This window comes from Pseudomonas sp. JBR1 (assembly GCF_028198185.1).
In the GTDB taxonomy this organism is placed as follows: Bacteria; Pseudomonadota; Gammaproteobacteria; order Pseudomonadales; family Pseudomonadaceae; genus Chryseomonas; species Chryseomonas oryzihabitans_E.
On sequence record NZ_CP116340.1, the window covers coordinates 3,837,796 to 3,853,757 of the forward strand.

The window sequence follows — 15,962 nt, forward strand, 5'->3', positions numbered from 1 at the left end:
TCCGGCAAAAAAAACGGCAAGGCACGCCGTTCAGCGTTCACTGCCCGACCAGGCGGCCAGGCTGCGAACGAAGGGGCACTTCTACCTCAATAGCCAATTGTGAAACGGGTGCGATGGTGAGCGGGCCGTTCGACCTCGTCCAGCAGGGCCACGGTGAAGTCCTCGTAGGAGATCCGGCTGTCCCCGGCGGCGTCGAACAGCAGGGCATCGCGGCCCAGACGGAAATGACCGGTGCGCTCGCCAGGAGCGAAGACCATCTGCGGGCTGACGAAGACCCAGTCGAGGTCGCTGACCTCGCGGAGCGCCTCCAGAGTGGCGATGCCGGCACCGGCTTCGTGGCGATACTCCGCCGGAAAGGCCGGCGCATCGAAAAGGCGCGAGCCATCCGGCAGGCTGAGGCTGGCGGCGCCACCGACGATCAGCAGGCGCGGGATGCCCGCGGCTCGGGCGAAGTCGAGGAGGGCGGCCGGTGCCGTGTCGGCGAATCTCAGACTGCTGAGCAATACTTCGCAACCGGCCAGGGCCTGGGCGGTTTTCGGTCTGGCGACATCGCCGGCAACCACGGTGAGGCCGGTCCGCGGAGCGAGTCGAGCGGGGTCGCGCACCAGCGCGGTGACCTGATGGCCACGGGAAAGGGCTTCGTCGAGCAGGCGGCTGCCCACATTGCCGGTAGCGCCGAGCAGGGCGATGGAGGTCATGGCGAGGTTCCTTGAAAATGACGGGAAGCCAAGCCTAGGCAGAGTCGCGAAAACCGCCAAGAAGGCAGCTTGAGGTGTGCTGGTTACCTGCCGATAACCCACGGTCGTCGAGGGTATGGCGCTACCGGGGGGCTGTGTATACTGGCCGGCATTTTTAGCCCTTCTTGGATAGCTCTTTCATTATGGAATTTATCGGTCGGTTGGTCGAATTCGCCACCCATCATCCGCTGCTCGTCGCCGCCTTCCTGGCCATCGTCGCCCTGATGCTGTTCAACGAAACCCGTCGGGGCGGTCGTAGCCTTTCCACCGGCGAGCTCACCAACCTGCTCAACCGCGAGCAGGGCGTGGTCCTCGATATCCGTCCGAGCAAGGACTTCGCCGCCGGGCATATCGTCGGCGCGTTGAACATCGCTCAGGAGAAAGTCGCCAGCAGCCTGTCTCTACTGGAGAAGCACAAGGCCAAGACCCTGATCGTGGTGGACAGCGCCGGCCAGCAAGCCGGTGCCGTGTGCGGCGATCTGCAGAAGGCCGGCTTCACCGCCGCTCGCCTGAACGGCGGCATCGCCACCTGGCGTGCAGAGAATCTGCCGCTGGTGAAGTGACCCCTAGCGTGGCCGCCCCATCGGCCACTGGAGACTGCGCATGACCGACGTCGTCATCTATACCAGTGCCTGGTGCCCCTACTGCCATCGTGCCAAGCACCTGCTCGATCGCAAGAACGTGGCCTACCGGGAGATCTCCGTCGACGGCCAGCCGGCGCTGCGCACCGAGATGGCCCGCAAGGCCGGCCGCACCAGCGTGCCGCAGATCTGGGTCGGCAGCACTCACGTCGGTGGTTGCGATGAGCTCTATGCCCTAGACCGAAGCGGGCGTCTCGACCCGCTGCTGTCCGCCTGACCAACACTCATAACTCAAGGCCCTACCATGACCGATCAAGCCAACGGCGCCCAGGAAGACGGCGCTCAGTTCTCCCTTCAGCGCATCTACATCCGCGACCTGTCGTTCGAGGCGCCCAAGAGCCCCGAGATCTTCCGCCAGGAGTGGCAGCCCAACGTCAACCTGGACCTGGCCACCCGCCAGAAGACCCTGGGCGACGACTTCCACGAAGTGGTGCTGACCCTGACCGTTACCGTTAAGAACAACGAGGAGACCGCCTTCATCGCCGAAGTGCAGCAAGGTGGTATCTTCCTGATCAAGGGCCTGGACGCCGCGTCCATGGCCCACGCCCTGGGCGCCTTCTGCCCCAACATCCTGTTCCCTTACGCCCGTGAGGCGCTGGACAACATGGTGGTACGTGGCTCCTTCCCCGCGCTGATGCTGCAGCCGGTGAACTTCGACGCCCTCTACGCCCAGGAACTGGCGCGCATGCAGACCGCTGGCGAAGCCTGATCGGCTCGCTGCGGTACCGGACGCCCCTTGCGAGGGGCGTTCTGCTGTCTGGCCCCAGGTCTTTTCGAGGGGGCTAGGCCTTGCCGGTCTCCCGCTCACGCGCCTTTGCACTGGCTCTGAGCTTGCGGCTGGCACGCCAGAGATCGAAGCTGAACACCGCAAGGCCAGCCCAGATGCAGATAAAGGCGAACAGTCGCTCGCGGGGAAAAGGCTCGCCAAAGAGCCAGACCGCCTGAATCAACACCAGGGTCGGGGCGAGGTACTGCAGAAAGCCCAGGGTCGAATAGGGCAGCTTGCGGGCCGCGGCGTTGAAGCACAGCAGCGGTATCAGGGTGACGGGACCAGCCAGCACGATCAGCAGGCCCAGGGAGGACTGCCAGACCTCCGCCTGCAGGCTTACGCCCGGGGTCAGCAACGGCAGCGCGATCAGGGCGATCGGCACCAGCATCCAGCTTTCCACCACCATGCCCGGCAGCGCAGCCACGGGCGTCTGTCGCCGCACCAGGCCATAGAAGGCGAAGCTCAGGGCCAAGGCCAGCGACACCCAGGGTAGCTGCCCAAGGGTCCATAGCTGCTGGGCCACACCCAGCGCCGCCAAGCCCACGGCGATCCACTGCAGCGGGCGCAGCCGCTCACCAAGGATCACCAGGGCGAGCAGGATGTTGACCAGCGGGTTGATGTAGTAGCCCAGGCTGGCCTCGACCACATGGGCGTTATTGACCGCCCAGATGTAGACCAGCCAGTTGCAGGCCACCAGCGCGCCGGACACGGCCAGCCAGAACAGCCGCCGGGGATGGGCGCGCAACTCCGCCCACCAGCCGCGATGGCGCCAGACCACCAGTAGCAGCGCGCTGAACAGGGCGGACCAAAGGATGCGCTGGAACAGGATCTCGGTCGCCGGGAGGGCCGCCAGCAGTTTGAAGAACAACGGAAACAAGCCCCACAGCACATAGGCGGTGAGGCCCAGGGCATAACCCTGGCGCAAGGCAGACATGAGAAATCCTTAGGCAGGCAACTTTCTTGTCCGGGCAGGATAGCTCAAGGGGCGACAGGATGTGGGCGTGAGTGGCGCTCCCTGTCGTTATTCCTGAGCGGGCTGGCATCCCGTAACCGCGATTGTGGCAGTGCGCCGATGCGACCGCTTCGCAGGCCACAGGCATTGTGCGATCGCGGCCATGGGCCGCTCCTACGGATCAGGTTGCTGTAGGAGCGGCCCATGGCCGCGATCAGTGTTGTAGCGTGGAAAACGGCGCAGTCTTTTCCACTGGAGAAATCTTCACGAGGCGTACCCTCACCCCGGCTCTTTCCTAGGGGGAGGAGGTATTCGAGCGCCCAGGCTAGAACAGCCGCAGCGGCGCCTCGTCCAGGGCGGCGCGTTGCTCGCGCAGGGTGAGGATCTGGTCGCCCCAGTAGCGTTCGCTGCCGAACCAGGGAAAGCTCTTGGGAAACGCCGGGTCGTCCCAGCGGCGCGCCAGCCAGGCGCTGTAGTGCATCAGGCGCAGGGTGCGCAGCCCCTCGATCAGGGCCAGTTCGCGCGGCTGGAAGTCGTGGAATTCCTCGTAGCCGTCCATGAGTTCGGACAGCTGCGTCAGCCGCTCCTGGCGATCGCCGGCCAGGAGCATCCAGAGATCCTGCATGGCCGGGCCATGGCGGCAGTCGTCGAGGTCGACGATATGGTAGGCCTCATCGCGACAGAGCAGGTTGCCCGGGTGGCAGTCGCCGTGCAGACGGATGACGTCGTAGCTAACGCTCTCGAAGAGTTCGTCGAGGCGCAGGAGCAGGTCGCGCGCCACGGATTCATAGGCGGGCAGCAGGCTCTTGGGAATGAAGTCGCCGGTGAGCAGGGTGTCCAGGGAGGCATGGCCGTAGCCCTGGACGTCCAGCGTCTCGCGGTGCTGGAAGGGCCGGCTGGCACCCACCGCATGCAGGCGGCCGAGCAGCTGGCCCAGACGATGCAACTGGTTGAGATCGCCCGGCTCCGGCGCGCGACCGCCACGGCGGGGAAAGAGCGCGAAGCGAAAGCCGGCATGGGTGAACAGCGTCTGGCCGTCGCGCTGCAAGGGCGCGACCACGGGCACCTCGCGCTCTTCCAGTTCGGCGGAAAAGGCGTGTTCTTCGAGAATGGCGGCATCCGTCCAGCGATCCGGACGGTAGAATTTGGCGATCAGCGGGGTCTCGGCTTCGATGCCGATCTGATAGACGCGATTCTCGTAGCTGTTGAGGGCCAGTACCCGGGCATCGCTGAGATAGCCCAGGCTTTCGATGGCGTCGATGACGAGGTCGGGACTCAGATTTTCGAACGGATGAGACATGGCGCGCTCCTCGGTCACGGGGGACGATGGCGATTGCCACCCTGCATCCGAGAGATGCTAGCGCATGCCCGAGCCCCTTGGCGAAGGCTCGAGCGCTATCCGCTCGCCGGTCAGGCGCCTATCACCCCGCCGTCTTCCCGGGTGATGACCATCACCGAGGAGCGGGGCTGACCATCCGGTCGTTGCTCCGGGAACTGGGAGCCGCCTTCCTCGCCCGGGTGCTGGATGCCGACGAACATGGTCTTGTAGTCCGGTGAGAAGGCCAGACCCGTGACCTCGCACCCGACCGGGCCGACCAGGAAGCGGCGCATCTCGCCACTGCGCGGATCGGCGCAGAGCATCTGGTTGTTGCCCATGCCCTCGTAGTCGCCCTTGTTGCTGTACTTGCCGTCGGTGAGTACCCAGAGCCGGCCGGCGGCGTCGAAGCCCAGGCCGTCAGGACTGTTGAACATGTTCTCGGCGTTGATCTGCGGGGAGCCGGCTTCGGGCGTGCCCGGATGCACCTTGGGGTTGCCGGCGATGACGAACAGGTCCCAGTCGAAGGCCAGGGCGGCGGCATCGTCACCGCTCTCGCGCCAGCGCACGATCTGCCCATAGCGGTTGTTGGCGCGGGGATTGGGGCCGCCTACCGGCATGCCGTCCTCGCCGCGCTTGGTGTTGTTGGTCAGGGTGCAATAGACCTGGCCGTCCTTGGGGCTGACGGCGATCCATTCGGGGCGGTCCATGCGCGTTGCGCCGACCTGGCTGCCGGCCTGGCGGGCATGGATGAGCACCTCGGCCTGGCTGGCGAAGCCATTGGCGGCGGTCAGGCCGTTCTCGCCGTGCACCAGCGGCAGCCACTGGCCGCGACCCTTGGGTCGGTTGGGGTCGCGGTCGCCTTCGTCGAAGCGGGCGACGTAAAGAGTGCCGTGATCGAGCAGGTCGCGATTGGCCTTGGGATCGTCCTGCAGGCGGTCGCGGCTGACGAACTTGTAGATGAACTCGCCGCGTTCGTCGTCGCCCATATAGACCACCACACGGCCGTCGCGGGTGCGGGTGAGGGCGGCGTTCTCGTGTTTGAAACGACCCAGGGCGGTGCGCTTGACCGGCTTGCGCTGGGGATCGAAGGGATCGATCTCGGTGATCCAGCCGTGGCGGTTGAGTTCGTTGGGATTCTGCGCGAGGTCGAAGCGATCGTCGTGCAGGTGCCAGTCGTTCTCCACGCTGGCGTGCTTGACGCTGTAGCGCTTCTGCGCCGCATCGAATTTCAGGTTGGCGTCGCGGCTGCCAAAGACGTCGGTGAAGTTCTCTTCGCAGGTCAGGTAGGTGTGCCAGGGCGTGGCGCCGCTGGAGCAGTTCTGGAAGGTACCCAGTACTTCGCGTCCGGCCGGGTCGGCGGCGGTCTTGAGCAGGTCGTGGCCAACAGCCGGACCGCTGACGGCGATGGGCGTATTGCCATGCACCCGGCGGTTGTAGGGCGAGCCCTGGACGAAGTGCCATTGGCCATCCACGCGCTTCACCTCGATCACCGAGACGCCCTCGGCGGCCTGGGCCTTGCGGGTGTCTTCCAGGGACTTGGGCGGGGTGCCGTGGCTGAGCAGGTAGCGGTAGTTGGTGTATTCGTTGTTGATCGCCATCAGCGCCCGGTCCGGATCGTCCGGGAAGGGAAAGAAGGCCATACCATCGTTGTTGTCGCCGAATTGCACGGCCTGGTCGGCGGCGCTGGGGCTGCCATCGGGGCGGAAGGCCGGGCCATCGGTGTGCAGCGGCTGGCCCCAGCTGATGAGCACGCTGGCGCGATAGCCGGGCGGCACCACCAGGGTGTCGGCGGTGGAGGCCGGGATGTTGGCGAAGCCGATCAGGGGATTGCCCGTGGCCTCGCTGACGGCGTCGGCCAGGGCGCTGCGACCGAGCAGGCCACCGCCCAGGAACAGGGCCGCGCTGGCCAGGGCACCCGCGCCGATGAAGCGGCGGCGGCTGAAGTGGACGAGGCGTTCGAGATCGGTCTGGTCGTTGTGCATGCTCATGGCTCCCTCACGGTGTGCAGGCGAGGCTAGTCAGACTAAATGACGTTTTGGTGACAATGGCTAGTCGCCAGGTGGTGGCGTCCGCGCCAGGCAATAGACGTCGACCCGCCTGGCGCCAGCGCGCTTGAGCAGGCGCGCCAGGCTATCGGCAGTGGCGCCGGTGGTCAGGACGTCGTCTACCAGTGCCAGATGGCGACCCTCCAGTGCAGCGTCTTTCACCAGGGCGAAGGCCTGCTTGAGATTGCGCCGTCGCTCGCTGGCGCTCAGCCCTTGCTGGCTGTGGTGTTCCTGAACCCGCTGCAGCAGCTCGACCTCGACCGGCAGGTGCAGGGTCTTGCCGAGCCAGCCGGCCAGCAGGGCGGCCTGGTTGAAGCCGCGCTGGCGCAGGCGCAGGGGAGAAAGGGGTACTGGCAGCAACAGCTCCGGGCGTGGCTGGCCCTCGTCGAACAGATGCTGCAGATGCCGCGCCAGCAGCGCCCCGGCCAGGCGACCGAGGCTGCCCTGGTCACGATGCTTGAATCTGTTGATCAGGGTGTCGACCGGAAAGGCATAGCGCCAGGGGGTCAGCACCTGGTCGAAGGCCGGTGGCCTGGCCAGGCAGCCGCCGCACAGCAGGCCGTCCACCGGCAGTGGCAGGGCGCAGCACCGGCAATGAGGGCCGAGCCAGGGCAATTCGCTGTCGCAGCCTTCGCACAGCGGCAGTCCGGCAGGTAGCCAGCGGGCGCAGAGGGCGCAACTGGTGCCAGGCTGCAGGCGTTGCCACTGGCGCTTCAGGGTGTGGGAGAAAGGAAGGGTCATGGCGGCATCCGTGCCGATAGAGAGCCCTACTGTGCCAGGCAGCGGGCCTGGCGACCAGTCAGCCGCGAATCAGCCAGCCCATCACCATCAGGCCCAGGATCAGCCAGATGACGCCGCCCACTATCGAGCGGGCCATGAAGGCTCGCACCGCGGCGTAGAGCAGCAACAGGCCGATGGCCAGGACCACGAAGCTGATATAGGAGTCGTCCATGCCGATGGAGCGCGCCATGCCATGGAGGAAGTCGTGCACGGCATCGGCGATGCCGCCCAGGACCGAGCCGAACAGGTCGATGATGAAACGGATGACTTGGCCGAGCGCCGCGCCGAGCCAGTCGAAGAAGCCTTCAGTACGCATGGATGTTTCCAGATCCTTGGCAATGTCCCTTGGAACCCGCGAAGCCCGCCGGGTTCGCTATTGATCCGCGCTACACTGCGCGTTTTCCGCAGTGTCTCTCAAGTTCTTAGTGATGACAGCTACCGACGCGCTACCCCTGATCCTGCTTCCCGGCCTGCTTTGTGACCAGCGTCTCTGGGCCGCCCAGGCTGCCGACCTGGCCGACACCGGCCCGGTGTTCATCCCCGACCTCACCCGCGACGCCGGTATCGCCGCGCTGGCCCACCGGGTCCTGGCCGAGGCGCCGCCGCGTTTCGCCCTGGGCGCCCTGTCCATGGGCGGCTATGTGGCCTTCGAGATCCTGCGCCAGGCGCCGGAGCGAGTGGCGCGCCTGGCGCTGTTCGACACCATGGCCAGCGCGGATACCCCCGAGCGTGCCACCCAGCGTCGCGCCATGCTCGACCTGGCCGAACGCGGTCGCTTTCTCGGCATCAGTCCGCAACTGCTGCCACGCCTGATCCATGCCTCGCGCCTGGGCACGCCGGTGGCCGATACCGTGCTGGCCATGGGCAAGGCGGTGGGCAAGGAGGCCTTCCTGCGCCAGCAACAGTCGATCATCGACCGTCCCGATTCGCGGCCCACCCTGGCGCAGATCCAGGTGCCCACCCTCATCGTGGTCGGCGCCCAGGATCAGCTCACCCCGCCTGCCGAAGCCGAACTCATGCAGGCCGGCATCCAGGGCTCGCGTCTGGTGGTGCTGGACGACTGCGGCCACCTGCCGCCACTAGAGCTGCCGGAACGGACCACGGCGCTGTTGCGGGAGTGGCTGGCCTGACCCCTCGTCGCGGACGCTGAACCCCGGCGGCAGGCGGGCCTCCATTGGCAAAGCCCCCTGGAGTCCCGCATGTCGCATCGCCTATCACTGTCCATCCTCTCCCTGGTGCTGGGTCTCGCCCCCACCACCGTGGCCCTGGCCGCGCCAGTGGGGGCCGGTCAGCCCGAGCAGCTGCATTTCGCCGACGACGGCGTCATTCCCAATAGCCGCCTGCCCGTGCTGCTCTATCGCCAGGTGCCGCTGGAAGGGACCGACCGCGCGGCGGCGCTGGAGCGACTGTTCGCCGACAGCGCCTGGCCGCCGAAATGGCGCTACGGCGTCTATAGCTACCATCACTATCATCCCAACGCCCATGAAGTCCTGGGCGTGGCGCGTGGTCAGGCTACCCTGCGCCTGGGCGGCGAGCAGGGGCAGGATGTGGCGGTGGCCGCGGGTGACGTGGTGGTACTGCCGGCGGGCACCGGGCACCGCAACCTGGAATCCAGTGAGGACTTCCTGGTGGTGGGCGCCTACCCGCCCGATCAGCAGGACTTCATCACCCAGCGCGCCGATCCGGAGGCCCATGGGCGTTCGCTCGAACTCATCGCCCAGGTACCGGTGCCGACAACCGATCCGGTCACGGGGCGCGCAGGCGCGCTGCCGGGGCTCTGGCGCTAGCAGAGTCGCGTCAGGGTGGCCTCGTCCGGCTGGCCGGCGAAAAAGGTCTTGAGCGCCTCGCGAAAGGGCTCGGGGTCTTCGGCCACGGCGGCGAAGAGGGTGAGGCTGGAGTGGAACTTGAGATCGTCCGGCTGTCCGAACAGCGCGGTCGCGGACAGCCCCGGATGCTCCAGCGCCGCCTTGGTGATCTCCCGCAGGCGCGGTCCCAGTACGGGATGCGCTAGGTAGGAACTGGCCTCGTCACGGGAGGCGATGGCGTAGTGCTGGGCGGTCTCGCTGCGCCCCAGCCCCTGGATCTGCGGAAAGATGAACCACATCCAGTGGCTGCGCTTGCGCCCGGCGCGGATCTCCGTGAGGGCGGTGGCATAGGTGGTCGCCTGGGCATCGACGAAGCGTTGCAGATCGTGATCGACGGGCATGGGAAAACTCCGGGCCTTTTGCCTATCGGCAGGCCGGCCCGGAGGAAGTGCCGCTCACGAGACGAGCGGTTTAGCCGCGCACCGCGCGATAGCTGACCTCGCCGCCCTCGCTGACGTCGTCCAGGTCGATCCGAGAGGTCTCCGGCAGGCTCAGGCCACCGACCAGACCCAGCAGGGCGACCAGGATCAGGTAGAGCGCGGGCGAGAGATTGCTGCCGGTGGCGCCGATCAGCCAGGTCGCCATCAGCGGTGCAGTGCCGCCGAAGATGGTATAGGCCAGGTTGTAGGTGATGGCGCCGGCGGTGTAGCGCGTGCGAGTCGGGAAGACCTCGCTGAGCAGCGGTGCCGTCACCACGTTGCACAGGACTGCCCCGGCGCCCAGCAACAGGGAACCCAGCAGGGCGCTGCCGAACTGGCCGCTGCTGGCCAGCAGCAGGGCCGGATAGACGCCTGCGGCCAGTACCAGGCTGGCCAGCACCGTGGTCATGCGCCGACCGATGCGGTCGGTGACGCGCCCCAGTACCGGGCAGGCGGCCGCGGCGGCGAACAGGGTGATCAGGCTGATGGCCAGCGCCGCGGCCCGGTCGAAGCCGCCGGCCAGCTGCAGGTAGGTGGAGAAGTAGGTGGTGAACATATAGAAGGACAGCGCCGTCAGCGAGATGAAGGCGCCCAGGCGCAGGATGGAGCGACCCTGCAGCCGCAGCGTCTCGCCCAGCGGCGAATGGCTGACCTCATGGTCGGCTTCCAGGGCCTGGAAGGCCGGGGTCTCGTCCAGCTTCAGACGCAGGTAGAGGCCGATCAGACCCAGGGGGGCGGCGGCCAGGAAGGGAATGCGCCAGCCCCAGTCGGCCATGGTGGCGGCGCCCAGCAGTCGTTCCAGGCCCCAGGCGGTCAGGGCCGCGCTGGCGAAGGCGAGAAAGGTCGAGACCGGCACGAAGCTGCCGTAGCGACCGCGGCGATCGCGCGGCGAATGCTCCATCACGTAGGCGCAGGCACCGGCGTACTCACCGCCGGCGGAAAAGCCCTGGGCGCAGCGGATCAGCGTCAGCAGGATGGGTGCCCAGATGCCGATGGTGGCGTAGCTGGGCAGGATGCCGATCAGGGCGGTGGCGCCGGCCATGATCAGGATGGTCAGGGCCAGGACCCGTTTACGGCCGATGCGGTCACCCAGCAGGCCAAAGACGATGCCGCCCAGCGGTCGGAAGGCGAAGGCCACGGCGAACACGGCAAAGGTCTTGAGCAGCCCGGCAGTGGCATCGCCACTGGGAAAGAAGTGCGCGGCGATCAGGGTGGCGAGAAAGCCGTAGAGGGCGAAGTCGAACCATTCGACGAAGTTGCCGATGGACGCGGCGGAGATGACCTTGCGCAGGGTGGCGGGTGAAACGGAAGTCGCTGTCTGGCTCATGGCGGGCCTCAAGAAAGGGCGGAGACGGAGGCAGAAATGGAGCGCCTTGTTTTATTGTCGGGAGATCGGGGCGTACCGCAGCTTCGACCCTAATCCTTTTTCCGTGACCGAGCAGTCCCGCCAGCGACTTGTCCACCGTTGGAACCGACTTCAGGAGCCTCGCGATGACCTTTACCACCACCTATGCCGCCCAGGAGCCCGCCCGGGCCGATGTCGACGCGCTACCGGGGGTGACCCTGCTGGAGTTCGGCGCGCCCTGGTGCGGGCACTGTCGCGCCGCCCAGCCGCTGCTTGCGACGGCCTTGGCAGAGCATCCCACCGTGCGCCATCTCAAGATCGAGGATGGCTCCGGGCGGCGCCTGGGGCGCTCCTTCCGCGTCAAGCTCTGGCCGACCTTGATCGTCTTCAAGGATGGCCAGGAACTGGCGCGGGTGGTGCGCCCGACCGGGGCGGCAGAGCTGAGCGAAGCCCTGGCCCTGGCGGACTGACCGGTCGTTCCGCTCGTCCTCGCCGCGCTTGACAAGGTCAGGGCTAGAACATAAGTTTCAAACAACTGTTTAAACGCCCTGGCGGAAAGTCCGCAGCGACGCTGCCGCCCCCTCGACAACAAGCATTCGCAAAGAGGTAACAGTCATGCCCGAATACAAGGCTCCCCTGCGGGACATCCGCTTCGTTCGCGACGAACTGCTGGGCTATGACGCGCACTACCAGAGCCTGCCCGGCTGCGGTGATGCCACCCCGGACATGGTCTCCGCCATCCTCGAAGAAGGTGCCAAGTTCTGCGAGCAGGTCCTGGCCCCGCTCAATCGCATCGGTGACCAGCAGGGCTGCACCTGGAGCGAAGAAGGTGTGAAGACCCCCGATGGCTTCAAGGAAGCCTATGCCCAGTTCGTCGAGGGCGGCTGGCCGAGCCTGGCGCACAACCCGGCCCACGGTGGCCAGGGCCTGCCCGAGTCCCTCGGCATCTCCCTGTCGGAAATGGTCGGCCAGGCCAACTGGTCCTGGGGCATGTACCCCGGCCTGTCCCATGGCGCCATGAACACCCTGGAACAGCACGGCACCGACGAGCAGAAGCACACCTACCTGGAAAAGCTGGTGACCGGCGAGTGGACCGGCACCATGTGCCTGACCGAGCCGCACTGCGGTTCCGACCTGGGCATGCTGCGCACCAAGGCCGAGCCGCGTGCGGACGGCAGCTACGCCATCACCGGCACCAAGATCTTCATCTCCGCCGGTGAACACGACATGGCCGAGAACATCGTTCATATCGTGCTGGCCCGCCTGCCCGATGCCCCTGCCGGCACCAAGGGCATCTCGCTGTTCATCGTGCCCAAGCACCTGCCCGACGCCAGCGGCGCGGCTGGTGAACGCAACGCTGTGCATTGCGGTTCCCTCGAACACAAGATGGGCATCCACGGCAACGCCACCTGCGTGATGAACTTCGATGGCGCCACCGGCTTCCTGATCGGCCCGCCGAATCGCGGTCTGAACTGCATGTTCACCTTCATGAACTTCGCTCGCGTCGGCACTGCCCTGCAGGGTCTGGCCCATGCCGAGGTGGCGTTCCAGGGCGGTCTGAAGTACGCCCGCGAGCGTCTGCAGATGAGATCTCTGACCGGTCCCAAGGCGCCCGAGAAGCCCGCCGATCCGATCATCGTGCACCCCGACGTGCGCCGCATGCTGCTGACCATCAAGGCCTTCGCCGAAGGCAGCCGGGCGATGATCTACTACACCGCCAAGCTGGTGGACATCCTCAAGTACAGCCAGGACGAAGAGCAGAAGCAGCAGGCCGAGACCCAGATGGCCTTCCTTACCCCCATCGCCAAGGCCTTCATGACCGAGGTGGGCTTCGAGGCCGCCAGCCATGGCGTGCAGATCTATGGCGGCCACGGCTATATCGCCGAGTGGGGCATGGAGCAGAACCTGCGCGATGCGCGCATCGCCATGCTCTACGAGGGCACCACCGGCATCCAGGCCATCGACCTGCTGGGTCGCAAGGTGCTGATGACCCAGGGTGAGTCGCTCAAGGCCTTCACCAAGGTTGTGCACAAGTTCTGCCAGGCCCAGGCCGAGAATGCCGAGCTCAAGGCCTTCGTCGAGCCGCTGGCCAAGCTGAACAAGGAGTGGGGCGAGATCACCCTCAAGGTCGGCATGGCCGCCATGAAGGATCGCGAGGAGGTGGGTGCCGCCGCCGTCGACTACCTGATGTACTCCGGCTATGTCTGCCTGGCCTACTTCTGGGCCGACATGGCCCGGGTTGCCGCCGAGAAGCTGGCCGCCGGTACCGACGAGGCCGCCTTCTACCAGGCCAAGCTGGCCACCGCGCGCTTCTACTACGAGCGCCTGCTGCCCCGTACCCGGGCCCATGCCGAGGCGCTGCTGGCCGGTGCCGGCAGCCTGATGGCCCTGGCCGAGGAAGACTTCGCGCTCGGTTACTAAGCGCACGAAGCTCCTCTGAAAACCCCGCTTCGGCGGGGTTTTCGCTTTTTCACGCATGCGAAAAAGCCAGCCGGCGCGGACCTCCGATCGGCTGACCGCCAGGTCAGATCATGAACCTATGTCTCCCTTCCGGTTCGGTCTTACACTCGGGTCATACCGACAAGAACACCTTCCGAGGAGACTCGACATGGCTGACTACACCCCGCCGCTTCGCGATATCCGTTTCGTGCTGGATGCCGTCCTCAAGGTCAAGGACCGCTGGAGTCAGTGGCCCGCCCTGGCCGAGGTGGTGGACGGCGAGACCGCCGATGCCATCCTCGAAGAAGCCGGCAAGCTGTGCGCCCAGGAACTGGCGCCGCTCAATCGCAATTCCGATGAAGAAGGCTGCCACTGGCAGAACGGCGAGGTCGCCACGCCGCAGGGCTTCCGCCAGGCCTATCAGGCCTTCGCCGAAGGCGGCTGGGTCGGCGTCGGTGGCGATCCCGAATACGGCGGCATGGGCATGCCCAAGGTGCTCACCGCCCAGGTCGAGGAAATGATGCACGCCAGCTGCCTGGCCTTTGGTCTCTATCCGATGCTCAGCGCCGGTGCCTGCCTGGCCCTGCATGCCCACGGCAGCGAGGCACTCAAGCAGGCCTATCTGCCCAATCTCTACAGCGGCCAGTGGGCCGGCTCCATGTGCCTGACCGAGCCCCACGCCGGTACCGACCTGGGTCTGATCCGCACCCGCGCCGAACCCCAGGCCGATGGCAGCTACCGCGTCACCGGCACCAAGATCTTCATCACCGCCGGCGAGCACGACCTCACCGAAAACATCATCCACCTGGTGCTGGCCAAGCTGCCCGATGCACCGGCCGGCTCTCGGGGCATCTCGCTGTTCCTGGTGCCCAAGATCCTGGTGGACGAGGCGGGCACCCTGGGCGAGCGCAATGCCGTGGCTTGCGGCTCGCTGGAACACAAGATGGGCATCAAGGGCGCCGCCACCTGCGTGATGAACTTCGACGGCGCGGTCGGCTATCTGGTGGGCGAGGTCAACAAGGGCCTGGCCGCCATGTTCACCATGATGAACTACGAGCGCCTGGGCGTTGGCATCCAGGGCCTGGGGTCGAGCGAGCGCTCCTACCAGAATGCCCTGGCCTATGCCCGCGAGCGCCTGCAGAGCCGCTCGCCTGCCGGTGTTCAACAGGCCGCCAAGAACGCCGATCCGATCATCGTGCACCCTGACGTGCGCCGCATGCTGCTGACCATGAAGGCGCTGAACGAGGGCGGGCGGTTGTTCTCCAGCTATGTCGCCCTGCAACTCGACACCGCCAAGTACAGCCCCGAGCCCGCCGAGCGCGAACGCGCCGAAGCCCTGGTGGCGCTGCTGACCCCGGTGGCCAAGGGCTTCCTCACGGATCTTGGCCTGGACCTGTGCGTGATCGGCCAGCAGGTGTTCGGTGGCCATGGCTACATCCGCGAGTGGGGACAGGAGCAACTGGTGCGCGACGTGCGCATCACCCAGATCTACGAGGGCACCAACGGTATCCAGGCGCTCGACCTGGTCGGCCGCAAGCTGGCCGGTAGCCGCGGGGCGCTCTATCGACCCTTCAGCGAAGAGGTCCACGGCTATCTCGCCGGTCTCCCGGCGGACAACGAATTCGCCGCGCCCCTGCGCCAGGCGCTGGAGCGGTTGGACGGGGTGACCGAATGGCTGCTGCAGGCCGGTGCCAGCGATCCCCACCAGCTCGGCGCGGCCTCGGTGGACTACCTGCACCTGTTCGGCTATGTCGCCTATGGCTATCTCTGGGCGCGTGCCGCTGCCGCGGCGGCGGATCAGGACGCGGCCTTCGCCGAGGCCAAGCTCGCCACCGCACGGTTTTATTTCACCCGTCTGCTGCCCCGTACCCTGAGCCTGGAGGCCGCCGTGCGCAGTGGCGCGCAGCCGCTCTACGCTCTGGCTGAGGAGGCTTTCTAAGCTGTTGACTGGCAAGCTAAAAAGCCATGCCGTGTAAGCTTTGGCTTACATGACGTCGCCGCGATAAGCCATCGCCTAGTCCAGGGGAGCTGCGTAATCTACACCCATCGGATCGCGGTACAGGATGTACCCAGCGCTCCAGGTGATTTCAAGGAAATATGGCCAGGATGGCCCCCCGGCACGGATGTCGGGCAGAGACTCTCAAGGATAGATGGCCAAGGATTGGCGGCCCGACAAGGATGTCGGGTTAAGTCTACGAAACCCCGCTTCGGCGGGGTTTTTTATTGCCTGCCGGAACCTGATTCGGGCCCTGCCAGTCTGAGAGGCATCTTCTTGCCTGCTCACTACTGGAGCCTGAAATGGACCTTATCCGCCTGATCTTCGCCATCATCCTGCCTCCCGTGGGCGTCTTCCTGCAGGTCGGCTTTGGCGGCGCCTTCTGGCTGAACATCCTGCTGACGCTGCTGGGCTATATTCCGGGTATCATCCATGCCGTCTGGGTAATCGCCCGTCGCTGATGTGAAACACGGACGCAGGCTGCGTCCGGAGTGGATCGGCGAGGTTGGGAGTCGGCGCCAGCCAGGGCGACAGCCTTAGCGAGCGGGCGTCTCTGTCCTGGCGAGCGTGCACTCCCCAGGCGGTTTCGCGAGGGGCCGGCCAAGGCGCGTCAGGTCCCCGAGCGGTGCCCGGCCGTGACTTCCTGGTGACGGCTT

17 protein-coding genes are annotated in these 15,962 nt (G+C 66.3%); 9 read left to right on the forward strand and 8 right to left on the reverse strand.

Going from position 1 to position 15,962, the window contains the following annotated elements; all coding sequences use genetic code 11:
- Positions 1-86: 86 nt before the first annotated feature.
- The gene (locus PJ259_RS17805) at positions 87-698 is read right to left on the reverse strand and encodes an NAD(P)-dependent oxidoreductase (protein WP_271653686.1); all 612 of its coding nucleotides are present in this window, start codon (positions 696-698) and stop codon (positions 87-89) included.
- 182 nt (positions 699-880) lie between these two features.
- Between PJ259_RS17805 and PJ259_RS17810 the strand changes: the two genes are divergently transcribed.
- The 3 genes from PJ259_RS17810 to secB are packed head-to-tail and all read left to right on the forward strand — an operon-like array spanning position 881 to position 2,087.
- On the forward strand, positions 881-1,300 hold the full coding sequence (locus PJ259_RS17810; protein WP_059313276.1) for a rhodanese-like domain-containing protein: 420 nt from the start codon (positions 881-883) through the stop codon (positions 1,298-1,300).
- A 40-nt stretch (positions 1,301-1,340) separates the two neighbouring features.
- The gene (grxC, locus tag PJ259_RS17815; RefSeq protein WP_059313277.1) at positions 1,341-1,595 is read left to right on the forward strand and encodes a glutaredoxin 3; all 255 of its coding nucleotides are present in this window, start codon (positions 1,341-1,343) and stop codon (positions 1,593-1,595) included.
- 27 nt (positions 1,596-1,622) lie between these two features.
- Positions 1,623-2,087 (forward strand): protein-export chaperone SecB, encoded by a 465-nt coding sequence (gene secB, locus PJ259_RS17820; protein WP_059313278.1) that lies wholly within the window; start codon positions 1,623-1,625, stop codon positions 2,085-2,087.
- 73 nt (positions 2,088-2,160) lie between these two features.
- Here the strand turns inward: secB and rarD are convergent, their stop codons facing one another.
- From rarD to PJ259_RS17845, 5 genes are all read right to left on the reverse strand, one after another.
- Positions 2,161-3,081: an EamA family transporter RarD gene (gene rarD, locus PJ259_RS17825; protein WP_271653687.1), complete on the reverse strand. Its 921-nt coding sequence runs from the start codon at positions 3,079-3,081 to the stop codon at positions 2,161-2,163.
- Between the two features lie 343 nt (positions 3,082-3,424).
- On the reverse strand, positions 3,425-4,399 hold the full coding sequence (locus PJ259_RS17830) for a serine/threonine protein kinase (RefSeq protein ID WP_059313280.1): 975 nt from the start codon (positions 4,397-4,399) through the stop codon (positions 3,425-3,427).
- 110 nt (positions 4,400-4,509) lie between these two features.
- Positions 4,510-6,399 carry a PhoX family protein gene (locus PJ259_RS17835; protein WP_271653688.1) on the reverse strand — a complete coding sequence of 630 codons (1,890 nt, stop codon included), beginning with the start codon at positions 6,397-6,399 and terminating at the stop codon, positions 4,510-4,512.
- 66 nt (positions 6,400-6,465) lie between these two features.
- Entirely contained in the window at positions 6,466-7,203 is a 738-nt protein-coding gene (locus PJ259_RS17840; protein ID WP_271653689.1) for a ComF family protein, read from the reverse strand.
- Between the two features lie 58 nt (positions 7,204-7,261).
- Positions 7,262-7,558 carry a hypothetical protein gene (locus PJ259_RS17845; RefSeq protein ID WP_133861974.1) on the reverse strand — a complete coding sequence of 99 codons (297 nt, stop codon included), beginning with the start codon at positions 7,556-7,558 and terminating at the stop codon, positions 7,262-7,264.
- A gap of 112 nt (positions 7,559-7,670) precedes the next feature.
- Between PJ259_RS17845 and PJ259_RS17850 the strand changes: the two genes are divergently transcribed.
- Complete coding sequence (locus PJ259_RS17850; protein WP_271653690.1) at positions 7,671-8,372, forward strand: alpha/beta fold hydrolase; 702 nt, start codon at positions 7,671-7,673, stop codon at positions 8,370-8,372.
- Positions 8,373-8,441: 69 nt separating this feature from the next.
- A complete protein-coding gene (locus tag PJ259_RS17855; RefSeq protein WP_271653691.1) occupies positions 8,442-9,029 on the forward strand; it encodes a cupin domain-containing protein in 588 nt (195 codons plus the stop codon).
- Here the strand turns inward: PJ259_RS17855 and PJ259_RS17860 are convergent.
- On the reverse strand, positions 9,026-9,448 hold the full coding sequence (locus PJ259_RS17860; protein ID WP_271653692.1) for a DUF1810 domain-containing protein: 423 nt from the start codon (positions 9,446-9,448) through the stop codon (positions 9,026-9,028). The two genes, PJ259_RS17855 and PJ259_RS17860, sit on opposite strands and share 4 nt — an antisense overlap.
- A 70-nt stretch (positions 9,449-9,518) precedes the next feature.
- A complete protein-coding gene (locus PJ259_RS17865) occupies positions 9,519-10,853 on the reverse strand; it encodes an MFS transporter (protein ID WP_059313285.1) in 1,335 nt (444 codons plus the stop codon).
- 164 nt (positions 10,854-11,017) lie between these two features.
- On the opposite strand from PJ259_RS17865, the gene PJ259_RS17870 reads away from it, so the two are divergent.
- From PJ259_RS17870 to PJ259_RS17885, 4 genes are all read left to right on the forward strand, one after another.
- Positions 11,018-11,341, forward strand: coding sequence for a thioredoxin family protein (locus tag PJ259_RS17870; protein WP_271653693.1), 324 nt, complete (start codon positions 11,018-11,020; stop codon positions 11,339-11,341).
- A 145-nt stretch (positions 11,342-11,486) separates the two neighbouring features.
- A complete protein-coding gene (locus PJ259_RS17875; RefSeq protein ID WP_059313287.1) occupies positions 11,487-13,292 on the forward strand; it encodes a phenylacyl-CoA dehydrogenase in 1,806 nt (601 codons plus the stop codon).
- A 187-nt stretch (positions 13,293-13,479) separates the two neighbouring features.
- Positions 13,480-15,249 (forward strand): acyl-CoA dehydrogenase C-terminal domain-containing protein, encoded by a 1,770-nt coding sequence (locus PJ259_RS17880; protein WP_059313288.1) that lies wholly within the window; start codon positions 13,480-13,482, stop codon positions 15,247-15,249.
- Positions 15,250-15,608: 359 nt separating this feature from the next.
- Positions 15,609-15,767 carry a YqaE/Pmp3 family membrane protein gene (locus tag PJ259_RS17885; protein ID WP_007159763.1) on the forward strand — a complete coding sequence of 53 codons (159 nt, stop codon included), beginning with the start codon at positions 15,609-15,611 and terminating at the stop codon, positions 15,765-15,767.
- Positions 15,768-15,962: the final 195 nt, after the last annotated feature.